Raw genomic sequence first — 11,839 nt, forward strand, 5'->3', positions numbered from 1 at the left:
TCTCGATCCCGTCCGTGGACGTTGTGTATGTCAATGTTCGCACGCCTCGGTTCGAAGGGGTGGCCCCGGATGACGAGTCCCTCACGGATGGCACGCTCAACGTCTATCGTGGTGTGCAACTCGTTGACTCCGTGGAAGACATCAGGGCCAACGCATTGTGGGCCTTCGATTTTCCCGTGTCGCTGCCCGACGGTGAGTACACCTTGCACTTCTCCTTCATGGACAAGGCGGGCAACACTGGCGCAACGACGAGCCGAACCTTCACGGTCGATGCGACCCGGCCGGTGACGACGCTCACCGTCAACCCTGGCGACCTGACGAATCAGGCACAGGCGACGTTCGAGTTCACGTCAAACGAGACTGAATCGACGTTCGCGTGCAGCCTCAATGGCGCGGGTTTCAGTGCCTGCACCTCGCCGCATACCGTTTCGGTGGGGGATGCATCCCATGAGTTCGTCGTTCGTGCCGTTGACCGGGCCGGCAACGTGGCGAACGTCATCGGCACGCATTCCTGGCGCGTGGATACGGTGGAGCCGAGCACCCGCATCGCCGCGAAGCCGGACGTCGACACCAATGCCCCGAATGCCGAGTTCCGCTTCGAGTCCAACGAGGCGCCCATCCTGTATGAGTGCAGCCTGGATGATGCCGCCTTCGTGGAGTGCGCTACGCCGTATCTGCTGAACGACCTGCCGGAAGGCGCGCATCGGCTGGTGGTCCGGGCCCGCGATGAAGCGACCAACGTGGACACCACGCCGGAAGAGCATGTCTGGCGGGTGGACATGACGCCGCCACTGGCGCCGGAAATCACAGCGCCGGCACTGGACGGCGTGGTGGGCTCCCTGACGCCGACGTTCCAGGGCAGCGCCGAACCCGGGAGCCAGTTGGTGCTCTTCGTGGATGGCGTCGAGCGTGGCGTCGCGCCCGTGGAGCCTTCCGGGCAGTGGCGCTTGACGTTGACCACGGCCATCAGCGAAGGGCCCCACACGGTCAGCGCGCTGGCTCGGGATGCGGCCCTGAACGAGGGCCCCCAGTCGCAGGCGTCCGCCTTCTCGGTGGATCCGTCCATCAACATCATCCGGGAGGTGAGCTCCCGGGGCGGCGGGTTGAGCTGCGCCGCGGGCGGCGAGGGGCATGTCCCCTTGATGTTCCTGGGGTGGGCGAGCCTGGTCCTGATGGCCGCCCGGAGGCGGCGCGTGTGAGCAGGCGGGCCGCCTCCCACGTCTCAGGGAACGGACGTCCTCTGGCGTTCGTTGTGGGATTGCGCGCTTGCTTCGGCGGGGGACTTCGGCTACTTGTGGCCCCGCTTCAGCCGGAATGCGGTTGCGCGATTAGCTCAGCTGGATAGAGCGTTGGCCTCCGGAGCCAAAGGCCGCAGGTTCGAATCCTGCATCGCGCGCTGAGAAGGGCCCGGAATCGTTGGGGATTTCCCCGCCGATTCCGGGCCCTTCGCTTTTCAAGCGCAGCGCGAATCAGTCCATGTGTTCGATGTCGAACCCGGAGGGCAGGGCCCAGGCGTGGGCACGCTCCTCGTAGACGGAGAGGCGGGGCGCGGGAAAGCCAGGGTCGGCGAAGGCGCCCACCGCGACCGCGACGACGCCGGGTTGTGCGGACATCTCCCAGTACACGGTCGTTCCGCATCGGGGACAGAAGAAGTGGGTGGTGGCGTTGCCGCTGTCGCCCCTCCGAGTGAAGGCCGTCGCTTCTCCCTGTCGCGAGGTGATGGCTTCGAGAGGGAAGCGTGCCTGGACGCCGAAGACGCTGCCCGTGCGCTGCTGGCAGGCGAGGCAGTGGCACATCGAGACGCGAACCGGGTCTCCCGCACAAACCAACTGCAACTGCCCGCAGGCGCATGACGCTCGTCGTTCCATGTCCCTGGCTTCCGAGTGGGAGAGGCTCTCGTGAGAGGCGACCTCATATCGGGCTCGAGGCCCGAGTCGCCAGGAGCATGAAGCACTGTGAAGGATTGGCGCTCCTCGCTTCCCATCGACCCGCGGGGACAGGGTCCATGCGGCCTCTCTTCCCGGAGGCGGGCATGATGCTGTACGCCTGCCTTTCCGGTACAGGGGAGGACTGTTGCGATGAATGGAAGAATCCGGTTGGTGGCCGTGATGTTGGTGGGGTTGCTCGGAGGCATGGGCTGTGGCGGCTCGGATGATCCGCCTCCCTCGGGCCCGCAGGTGACGGTGCCCCAGGCGCCCACCAACGTGGCGGCGGTGGCGGGGGATGCGCGGGCCACGGTGACGTGGGCGCCGCCTGCGAACGACGGTGGCAGCGCCATTCGCCAATACAGGGTGCGTGTCTTCACGGGGGACAGCGAGGTCCGGTCGGTGGAGTTGCCCGCTTCCGCGACCCAGGCGCTCATCGAGGCGCTAACGAACGGGACGGCCTATACGTTCACCGTCGTCGCGGTGAATGACAGCGGGCCTGGGAGCGCCTCTCCGCGCACGTCTCCCGTCACGCCGTTCGTGGTGCCCGGCGCCGTGAGCAACCTGATGGCCGTGCCTGGGAATCAGGAGGTCGTGCTGACGTGGGAGGCCGCCGATGGCAAGGGCATGACCCTGACTGGCTATTCCGTCACCGTGCAGGCCGAGGACGCGGACCCCGAGTCCCAGCCGGTGACCGTCACCGTGACGGAGACGCAGGCCACGGTGGGCGCGCTGACGAATGGGGCCGCGTACACCTTCACCGTCGTCCCGGAAAACGGTCACGCCCAGGGGCCCGGGAGCTCCATCTCCGCCTCGCCCTTCACGACGCCGGGCGCCCCCGCGTTGACGGCCGATACGTATTTGAACCGCGTGTACTTGCACTGGATCGCCGGAGACACGGGCGGGCGCCCCATCACCGGCTACCAAGTGACGGTGTCCCTGGACGACGAAGTGGTGCGGACCGAGGAGACGACGGAGTTGAACTTGAACGTGACGGGCCTGCTCACTGGGATGACCTATCAGTACACGGTCGTCGCTCGGAACGCGGCCGGGTGGGGCACCGTCTCGGAGCGCGTCACCAGCATTCCCTCCTGGCGTCCGTCGCCGCCACGCAACTTCAGGTGCGACACCTCGGACGGGAACATCAACCTCACCTGGGATCTGCCGGAGTTCGAAAACGGGCAGCCGGTGCTCGAGTATCGCATCGGATCGTATATCGGGCGCACCTACACCGATTGGTACACCTCCGAGCGGAGCATCTCGCTCATCGGGGTCCCCCGCGAAGCAAGCTTCAGGGACTTGAACATTCAAGCTCGCAATGCGGTTGGGTATGGAGACCTCGCGACCGTGCAGTGCTACTTCACCACGCTCAGTCCATAAGGCGTCGGGTTGCCCAGTCTCACGCCTCCGCGGGCTGCTCGCGCTTGGGCATGTGGAAGCGCACGGAGTCCACGCGGCGGGGGGAGGACGCGACGACCTCCAGCACGAGGCCTCCCTCCGTCTTCACCTTGGTGCCCGGCTCGGGGATGGCGCCGCCGGACAGGGAGATGCACAGGCCGGCCACCGTGGCGTAGTCCTGGTCCTCGTCCAAATCCAGGGACAGCTCCCGGTTGACGTCGCGGATGCTCGCCGTGCCGAGCACCAGGGCGGTGTCCGGGCCCTCGCGCTTGACGAACTCCTCGGGCACCTCGGACTCGCTGAGGATGTCGCCCACCAGCTCCTCCACGAGGTCCTCCACGGTGACGAGCCCCACCACGCCGCCGCGCTCGTCCACCACCACCGCGAGCTGCATGCGCCGCCGCTGCAGCTCCTTGAGCGCGTCCATGGCCCGCATCGTCTCCACGACGAAGAAGGGCGGACGCATCACGTCCTCCAGGATGATGAGGTTGCCCTCCCAGGCCACCCCCAGCAGGTCCTTGGCGATGACGTAGCCGACGATGTTGTCCAGCGTGTCCTCGTACACCGGCATGCGGGAGTGGCCGCCCTCCAGCAGGATGCGGCGAATCTCCTCCGGGCTGGAGTGCCGCCGCAGGGCCACCATCTCATCCCGGGCCACGGACAGCTCGCCCACCGTCACGTCGCCCATCTCGAAGGCGCGGGACGCAATCTCACCGGCGTGGGGATCCAACGTGCCCTGCTTCGCCGCCTCCTCCACCAACTGCTGGAGCTCCTCCGTGGACAGGCGGCCTTCCGTGAAGTTCGTCCGGTCGCCGAACAGGCGCAGCACCACGTTGGAGCTGGCGGTGAGGAACCACACCACCGGTCGCATCAGCCAGGACAGCCCGCTCAGGGGGCGGCCGATAAGCAACGCGTAGCGCTCTCCGGCGCGCAGCGCGAGCGACTTGGGCACCAGCTCGCCCAGCACCAGCGAGAGGTAGGAGACGAAGGCCACCACCCCGGCGAGGGCCACCTCGTCCGCCTGCTGCTCGGGGACGCCGAATCCGGTGAGCACCCCGCCCAGGCGGGTGGCCATGCTGGCGCCACCGAACGCGGCCGCCGTGGCGCCGATGACGGTGATGCCAATCTGCACCGTGGCCAGGAAGCGCTCGGGGTTGCCGCGCAGGGCCTCCACCGCCTTCGCGGAGGTGCTGCCGTCTTCAATCAGTTCCCGCAGCCGCGTCCGGCGGACAGAGATGATGGCCAGCTCCGCGCCGGCGAAGACGCCGTTGGCCAGGACCAGCAACAGGATGATGAGAAGCTCGGTGACGATGATGGCCCTCCTCTCAGGGGCCCTCTACCCTATACGCCAGCGGCGGGCTGCTCACTCACCAAGTGACTGCAAGAGGAGTGACAGTTGGTCGCGGCTCGCGCCTTTTGGGAGGTAGTAGTGGGGCCCCGAGAGCAGGGCACTGCCTACATCCTGCGCCGCCGCGGACGTCAGGAAGACGATGCGGGGATGCGGCCCGCGCGGCAGATGCTCCACGACCTCCAGCCCGGACATGCCCGGCATGTTGAGGTCCAGCAGCATCACCCCGTAGCGTCCGCCGCGCCTCAGCGTGTCCAGGGCCTCTTGCCCATCCGAGGCCTCGGTCGTCTCGTAGCCAAGGTCCTCCAGGCTGAGCCGGAGGAACTCCCTCCAATCCGCGTCGTCATCGACGACCAGGATCCTTCTTGCGCCGTTGTCCGTTGCCAGTCGCGCCAATCGTCCTCCCCGACCTGAGATGAACGCTGCTGAAGGGCGCCATCATTCTCCGCGAGCGGTGACATGGTGCCCGCCCAGCATGCGGGCAGGCGGGCCCTGGAAGGGCGCTTCGCCGGGTCAGCCCGCGAGGATGCGGTCGCCCTGGGGCAGCGCGGGCTCGGAGGACAGGCCCGCCGTGCGCACCGGCATCAGCCGCGTGCCCCGGCCCACGCGCAGCCGGGTGCCGCGCCAGCTCACCGTGCGGGAGAAGAGCGCGTAGCTCCAGGCCGCGAAGAGCAGGGCGTCCTTGGCGAAGACGGCGGGCACCGCGTCCCACGACAGGGGCTGGGGCCGCAGGGCGCGCACGGTGGAGAGGTCCACCGCCACCTTGCCCAGCGCCACCACCAGGCAGAGCGCCGCGGTGTCGGGAGCGGGGGCCAGCATCGCGCCCAGCAAGGCCAGCGGCGTGGGGTTCAGCAGGGCCTGGGCCAGGTACGTGCCCGGCGACACCGCGGTCCGGTGAATCACGCTCCAGCGCAGATAGCGCTGGAAGAAGGACAGGACGCTCTTGCGCAGCGACACGTTGAACACGGGCGTGTGCGCCATCACCACGCGGCGGCCCAGCTTCCGCGTCACCCACTGGCCGATGACGTAGTCCTCCGCCAGCACGTCCTTCACGGAGAAGAAGCCGCCCAGCGCGTCCACGTCCTCGCGGCGCAGCGCCATGGACTTGCCCACCACGAGGTCCTGGCCCGCCAGCCGCTTGGCGGCAATCATCCCCGCCGCCGCGCTGGCGCCCAGGTGCAGGTTGTCCAGGAGCGAGCCGAAGGTGCGCTCGCCAATGCCCGACACCGGGTGGGTGACACAGCCCACCTCCGGGTCCGCGAAGGCCTGGGCAAGCTCCTCCAGGTAGCCCGGCGCCACCCGCGTGTTGCTGTCGCTGATGACCAGCACGTCGTGGCGCGCCCGGTCCGCCAGGGTGATGAGCTGGTTCACCTTCGGGTTGAGGCCCGGCTCGCCCTCCTGCACTTCCAGGCGCATGACGTGGGGCCAGCGGGCGACGGCCGCGCGGGCCACGGCGAAGGCCGGGTCCCTGGCATCCTTGACGCCGAGCACCACCTCGTACACGCCCGCGTAGTCCAGCCCCGCGAACTGCGCCAGGTTGGCTTCCAAATCGTCGTCCACGCCGCACAGCGGCTTGAGGATGGAGATGCCCGGGCGCGGTGTGCCCGGCTTCACGGCGACAGACGGCTCATGCCGGTGGCGCAGCACCAGCGCGAACTGGACGGTGAGGATGAACAGTCCGAGGCAGGCGGCAAGCAGCAGGACGGTGGAGGCGAGCAACATTCGCGGGCAATCCCCGGGGCCGGTGCGCCGTCATGGCGCGACCACGGTGGCCACGCTAGAGGCCTTCCACGTCAGCTCCGCGAAGCGCCCGGGGCGGGCCGGGCAATTCGCGGTGACAGGCCGGTGAAGTCCGCGCCCGCGGGCTACTCCGCCAGGTTGCGGCTCCGCGGGTGGCGGATGTCCTTGCCGCGCACCATGTAGACGACCATCTCCGCCACGTTCAGCGCGTGGTCGCCAATGCGCTCCAGGTGCTTCGCGATGAACATCAGCGCCGTGGCGCGGCGGATGTTGCGCGAGTCCTCCATCATGTAGGCGAGGAGCTCGTTGAAGATTTTGAGGAAGAGGGCATCCAGCAAGTCATCGCCCCGGAGCACCTCCTCCGCCTTGGCGACGTCGCCGGAGACGAACGCGTCCAGCGACATGCGCACCTGCCGCTGGGCCAGGTCGGCCAGCCGGGGCGTGTCCACGTAGGGCGCCAGCGGGGGGACCTGGTTCAGGTCCATGGAGCGCTCGGCGATGTTCACCGCCAGGTCGCCGATGCGCTCCAGGTCGGTGACGATCTTCAGCGCCGTGGTGATGAGCCGCAAGTCACTGGCGGCGGGCTGGCGCAGCGCCAGAATCTTCCGGCACAGCTCGTCAATGTCCACCTCCAGGCGGTTGACGTCCTTGTCGGCGGCGACGACCTTCTCGGCCAGGGCGCTGTCGCGGTCGGTGAGCGCCTTCATGCTCTGGACGATGAGGGTCTCCACCTTCGCGCCCATCGCGAGCAGCTTCTCCCGCAAATCCCTCAGGTCGGCTTCGAAGGCCTTGTCCGTGTGCGTCGACGGCATGTGTCCGGTCCCCTTTTTCTTCCGCTCACCCGAACTTGCCGGTGACGTAGTCCTCGGTGCGCTTCTCTCGCGGGTTGGTGAAGATCTGCTCGGTGGGGCCGCACTCCACCAGCTCGCCCATGTAGAAGAAAGCGGTGCGGTCGCTGACGCGCGCGGCCTGCTGCATGTTGTGGGTGACGATGGCGATGGTGTACGTCGCCTTGAGCTCGTGGATGAGCTCCTCGATTTTCGCGGTGGCGATGGGGTCCAGCGCGCTGGCGGGCTCGTCCATCAGCAGCACCTCCGGCTCCACCGCCATCGCCCGGGCGATGCACAGCCGCTGCTGCTGGCCGCCAGACAGGCCCAGGGCGCTCTCGTCCAGCCGGTCCTTCACCTCGTCCCAGAGCGCGGCGCCACGCAGCGACTTCTCCACCCGCGAGGCCAGCTCCGCCTTGTCCTTCATCCCGCCCACGCGCAGGCCGTAGGCGACGTTCTCGAAGATGCTCTTGGGGAAGGGGTTGGACTTCTGGAACACCATGCCCACGCGCCGGCGCAGGTCCACCACGTCCACGCCGCGGTCATGGATGTCCATGCCGTCCAGCAGGATGGTGCCCGCATGCGTGGTGCCGGAGATGAGGTCGTTCATCCGGTTGAGCGAGCGCAGGAAGGTGGACTTCCCGCAGCCGGAGGGGCCGATGAGCGCCGTCACCCGCCGGTCGAGGATGGCCAGGGACACCTTGTGGATGGCCGTCTTGGCGCCGTAGCGCAGGATGAGCTCCCGCGCTTCCATCTTCGCGCGGGGATTCTGGGGTTGGAGGGACATGGCAGGCGTACCGTCAGTGGGCGCTGGCGGCCTTGCGGCGCGTGCGCGTCCGGATGATGACCGCGACGAGGTTGAGGGCGAAGGTGAGCGCCAGCAGCACCAGCACCGTCGCATACAGCGGACCACTGGCCTCCGTCACGTTCGGTGACTGGGTGGCCATGACATACGTGTGGTAGCCCAGGTGCATGAACTGGGAGTTCAGCTGCGTGGGCAGGTCCGGCAGGAAGTAGGCGGCGCCGGTGAAGAGGATGGGCGCCACCTCGCCCGCGCCGCGGGAGATGGCCAGCACCGCGCCGGTGAGGATGCCGGGCAGGGCGCCGGGCAGCACCACCCGCGCCAGCGTCTGCGACTGGGTGGCCCCCAGCGCCAGGCTGGCGGTGCGCTGCTCCAGCGGCACCGCGCGCAGCGCCTCCTCCGTGGAGACGATGACCACCGGCAGCGTCAACACCGCCAGCGTCAGCGAGGCCCAGAGGATGCTCGGCTGGGCCCAGTGCATCTCCTCGTAGCCCAGCAGCCGGTCCAGGTTTCCGCCGACGAAGAGGATGAAGAAGCCCAAGCCGAAGAGGCCGAAGACGATGGAGGGCACGCCCGCGAGGTTGACGACCGCCACGCGCACCCAGCGGGCGAAGCGTGACTCCGGCGGCGCGTACTCGTGGAGGTACACGGCGGTGAGCACGCCCACCGGCATCACCGCCAGCGTCATCAGCAGCGTGAGCGCGGCGGTGCCGAAGATGGCGGGGAAGATGCCGCCGGCCATCATTCCGTCGCTGGGCGGCTGGGTGAGGAACGCCCAGGAGAGGTGGCGCGCCCCGTTGCGGGCGACGTCCAGCAGGATGAGGGCCAGCATGCCCACGATGAAGAAGGCCGCGAGGGCCGTCAGTCCGGTGAGGCCCAGCCCCACCGCCCGGCGCGTGGTGTACTTCACGAGGCGCTCCCGGTCAGCCGCTGGAGGACCTTCTTCGTCCACGTGGAGGCGACCATGTTGAGGACGAAGGTGAAGATGAACAGCTCCACACCAATGAAGAACAGCAGTGAGTAATGCGGGCTGCCCACCACGACCTCGCCCATCTCCGCCGCGATGGTGGCCGACAGCGAGCGCGCCGAATCTCCCAGGTTCCAGGACACGAGGTCCGCGTTGCCTGAGGCCATGAGGACAATCATCGTCTCGCCAATGGCCCGGCCGAAGCCCAGCACGCACGCGGCGAGGATGCCGGGGGCCGCCGCGGGCAGCACCACCTTCCACGCCGTCTCCCAGAGCGTGGCGCCCAGCGCCAGCGAAGCCTCGCGGTAGCTGCGGGGCACCGCGGTGAGCGCGTCCTCGGACACGGTGAAGATGACCGGGACGATGGCCAGCGCCAGCGCCAGTCCCGCCAGCGTGCCGTTGAGCGGCCGGTCCAGGTGGAACAGGCTCTTCACCATGGGGGACAGCACCATCAGCGCGAAGAAGCCCAGCACCACGGAGGGGATGCCGGCCAGCAGCTCGATGACGGGCTTGAGCAGCTCGCGCAGGCGGCGCGGGGCGAACTCCGCGACGAAGAGCGCGCTGAAGATGCCCATGGGCACCGCCACCAACATGGAGACCAGGGTGATTTTCAGCGTGCCCACGAACAGCGGAATCATGCTGACCTTGGGCGTGTCCGACACGGGCTGCCACCGGAACGGGTAGCGGCCCTCCTGCGGCAGGAACATCTTGGAGAGGCTGGCCTCGTGGCGGGCGTCCGCGTCCGTGAAGAGCGTCAGCGCCTCCTTGGCCACGAAGACGATGATGAGGACGAGCGCGGCGATGCCGGTGAACGCCATCAGCGTGATGAAGCCCGCGACGGCCTTCTCCCGCAGCTGACGCCTCCGCGCTGCCGCGGACAGGCGCGGCGCGGCCACGCTGTGCGTGAGACCCTGCTCCATGGTCGCCTGTCTATCCATTGTGACTCAGGGCCCCTTGTGACATTCGTGTGACGCTCCGCGGCTACTTCACGGGGAAGTAGCCGACCTGGGTGACGATGGCCTGACCTTCGGGGGAGAGCGCGAAGTCGATGAAGGTCTTGAGGTCGCCCGTCGGCTCGGCGCGCAGGTAGAAGAAGAGGTCGCGCGCCAGCGGGTACTTGCCGCTCTTGATGTTGTCCGCGCTGGGGGCGATCTCCTCGTTGCCCTTCTTGACCTTCAGCTCCTTGATGCCCTCCGCGTAGGCGGCGCCGCCGTAGCCCAGGCTGTTCTTCTCCTTGGAGACGGCGTTCACCACCGCGGCGGTGCCGGGCAGCGTCTGGATGGCGGGCGCGAAGTCCTCGCCGTCCAGCACCATGTCCTTCACGAAGACGTAGGTGCCGGAGGAGTTCTCCCGGGAGTACGCGACGATGGGCGCGTCCGCGCCGCCCACCTGCTTCCAGGTGGTGATGTCGCCCACGTAGATTTTCATCAGCTGCTCGTTGGTGAGCGCGCTCACGGGGTTGGCCTGGTGGACGTAGAAGGTGACGCCGTCCTTGGCCACCGAGCGCTGCACGGGCGGCGCCTTGTAGCGCGCGCGGAGCTTGTCGGACTCCGCCTTCTTCATCTCCCGGCTGGACATGGCGATGTCCGTGGTGCCGTTCTGGAGCGCCGCCAGGCCCACGCCGGAGCCGCCGCCGGTGACCTGGACCTTGATGGTGGGGTGCTTCTTCATGAACGCCTCGGCCCAGCGCTGGCCGAGGATGACCATGGTGTCGGAGCCCTTGATGGTGACGGTGCCCGCCTGGGCAGCGGCGGGGAGCGCCAGGAGGAACACCGCGAGCAGGGGCTTGAGGAGCGACTTCATGGGGACTTCTCCTGACTGAAATGATGCGGCTCGGAATCTGGCCGCGGTGTGAGGCTTGCGCGAAGACGCCGCGCTTCTACGTGACGTGGGTGTCCGTTTCGCGTCCGCCATGTGACATCGCCGTCACGACGCTCAGCCCGCGGTCGGGTCCAGCATCCGGTAGCCGACACCGCGGACCGTCTCCAGCAGCGCGCGCGCCGGGCCCAGCTTGTCGCGCAGGCGCATGACGTGGGTGTCGATGGTGCGCGTCTCCAGGGAGGAGGAGAGGCCCCACACCTCTTCCAGCAGCTGCTCCCGCGTCTGCACCCGGCCCAGGCGGGCGAGCAGGTGCTCCAGCAGCCGGAACTCCAGCGCGGTGAGGGCCACCTCGCGCTCCTCCACGAAGAAGCGGTGGGACGCCACGTCCAGGCGCAGGGGCCCCAGCGCCAGCGGCGCCGTGCTCCCGGCGGTGGGCGCGCCGCGGCGGAGGATGGCCTTGAGGCGCAGCACCAGCTCCCGCACGCTGAAGGGCTTCACCACGTAGTCGTCCGCGCCCACCTCGAAGCCGCGGATGCGGTCGGACTCCTCGCCCTTGGCGGTGAGCATGACGATGAGGACGCCCCGCGACTGGGGGTTTGCCCGCAGCTGCCGGCAGACGTCGATGCCGGACATGTCCGGCAGCATCAGGTCCAGCAGCACGAGGTCGGGGTTCTGCTCCCGGGCGGCCACCAGCGCTTCTTCGCCGGTGTGGGCCACGTGCGTGGTGAGGCCAGAACCCCGCAGGTTGAAATCAATGAGCTCCGCGAGGTCGCGTTCGTCGTCGATGATGAGGACATGGGGCATGGCGGGCCGTCACTCTGCGCGCCCCTGTTTCCGAACGTGTGACTCGTGTGCAACAACTTCGTCATGGCTGGAACACGCGCGGGAACGGGCGGCGTGGGGTGGTGGCCGGCCCTCCAGCGAGCGGGCCCCAGGCCTGGTGGCCTGTTTGCGCGTGATGGCGCTGCCGTGCCGGGGTAAACCCCAGGGCGCCCCGTCATGACCTCCGCC

General features: G+C 68.4%; 12 protein-coding genes and 1 tRNA gene. 3 read left to right on the plus strand and 10 right to left on the minus strand.

Annotated features, from left to right (window positions below; genetic code table 11):
• The first annotated feature begins 23 nt into the window (after window positions 1–23).
• Both G4D87_RS23440 and G4D87_RS23445 read left to right on the plus strand, forming a co-directional pair.
• Window positions 24–1,199 (plus strand): Ig-like domain-containing protein, encoded by a 1,176-nt coding sequence (locus G4D87_RS23440; RefSeq protein ID WP_275902300.1) that lies wholly within the window; start codon window positions 24–26, stop codon window positions 1,197–1,199.
• A 123-nt stretch (window positions 1,200–1,322) separates the two neighbouring features.
• Window positions 1,323–1,396, plus strand: a tRNA-Arg gene (locus G4D87_RS23445).
• 73 nt (window positions 1,397–1,469) lie between these two features.
• Here the strand turns inward: G4D87_RS23445 and G4D87_RS23450 are convergent.
• On the minus strand, window positions 1,470–1,868 hold the full coding sequence (locus G4D87_RS23450; RefSeq protein WP_163784439.1) for a GFA family protein: 399 nt from the start codon (window positions 1,866–1,868) through the stop codon (window positions 1,470–1,472).
• A 210-nt stretch (window positions 1,869–2,078) separates the two neighbouring features.
• Here G4D87_RS23450 and G4D87_RS23455 point away from each other — a divergent pair, with 210 nt between their 5' ends.
• Complete coding sequence (locus G4D87_RS23455) at window positions 2,079–3,305, plus strand: fibronectin type III domain-containing protein (RefSeq protein WP_163784440.1); 1,227 nt, start codon at window positions 2,079–2,081, stop codon at window positions 3,303–3,305.
• Window positions 3,306–3,324: 19 nt separating this feature from the next.
• Here the strand turns inward: G4D87_RS23455 and G4D87_RS23460 are convergent, their stop codons facing one another.
• The 9 genes from G4D87_RS23460 to G4D87_RS23500 all read right to left on the minus strand — a co-directional run bounded on the left by G4D87_RS23460 (window position 3,325) and on the right by G4D87_RS23500 (window position 11,632).
• Entirely contained in the window at window positions 3,325–4,608 is a 1,284-nt protein-coding gene (locus G4D87_RS23460) for a hemolysin family protein (RefSeq protein WP_163784441.1), read from the minus strand.
• 78 nt (window positions 4,609–4,686) lie between these two features.
• The gene (locus G4D87_RS23465) at window positions 4,687–5,067 is read right to left on the minus strand and encodes a response regulator (RefSeq protein WP_163784442.1); all 381 of its coding nucleotides are present in this window, start codon (window positions 5,065–5,067) and stop codon (window positions 4,687–4,689) included.
• Window positions 5,068–5,184: 117 nt separating this feature from the next.
• Complete coding sequence (locus G4D87_RS23470; protein ID WP_163784443.1) at window positions 5,185–6,393, minus strand: ceramide glucosyltransferase; 1,209 nt, start codon at window positions 6,391–6,393, stop codon at window positions 5,185–5,187.
• Between the two features lie 143 nt (window positions 6,394–6,536).
• Window positions 6,537–7,223 (minus strand): phosphate signaling complex protein PhoU, encoded by a 687-nt coding sequence (phoU, locus tag G4D87_RS23475; protein WP_163784444.1) that lies wholly within the window; start codon window positions 7,221–7,223, stop codon window positions 6,537–6,539.
• 25 nt (window positions 7,224–7,248) lie between these two features.
• The gene (pstB, locus tag G4D87_RS23480; RefSeq protein WP_240358524.1) at window positions 7,249–7,992 is read right to left on the minus strand and encodes a phosphate ABC transporter ATP-binding protein PstB; all 744 of its coding nucleotides are present in this window, start codon (window positions 7,990–7,992) and stop codon (window positions 7,249–7,251) included.
• Window positions 7,993–8,038: 46 nt separating this feature from the next.
• Window positions 8,039–8,950 carry a phosphate ABC transporter permease PstA gene (gene pstA / locus G4D87_RS23485; RefSeq protein WP_163784446.1) on the minus strand — a complete coding sequence of 304 codons (912 nt, stop codon included), beginning with the start codon at window positions 8,948–8,950 and terminating at the stop codon, window positions 8,039–8,041.
• Window positions 8,947–9,927: a phosphate ABC transporter permease subunit PstC gene (gene pstC, locus G4D87_RS23490; RefSeq protein WP_240358522.1), complete on the minus strand. Its 981-nt coding sequence runs from the start codon at window positions 9,925–9,927 to the stop codon at window positions 8,947–8,949. The genes pstA and pstC overlap by 4 nt, the downstream gene beginning before the upstream one ends.
• A gap of 61 nt (window positions 9,928–9,988) precedes the next feature.
• Window positions 9,989–10,810, minus strand: coding sequence for a phosphate ABC transporter substrate-binding protein (locus G4D87_RS23495; RefSeq protein ID WP_163784448.1), 822 nt, complete (start codon window positions 10,808–10,810; stop codon window positions 9,989–9,991).
• Window positions 10,811–10,942: 132 nt separating this feature from the next.
• Window positions 10,943–11,632, minus strand: coding sequence for a response regulator (locus tag G4D87_RS23500; protein WP_163784449.1), 690 nt, complete (start codon window positions 11,630–11,632; stop codon window positions 10,943–10,945).
• Window positions 11,633–11,839 lie beyond the last annotated feature (207 nt).

Source organism: Myxococcus vastator (assembly GCF_010894475.1).
GTDB lineage: Bacteria > Myxococcota > Myxococcia > Myxococcales > Myxococcaceae > Myxococcus > Myxococcus vastator.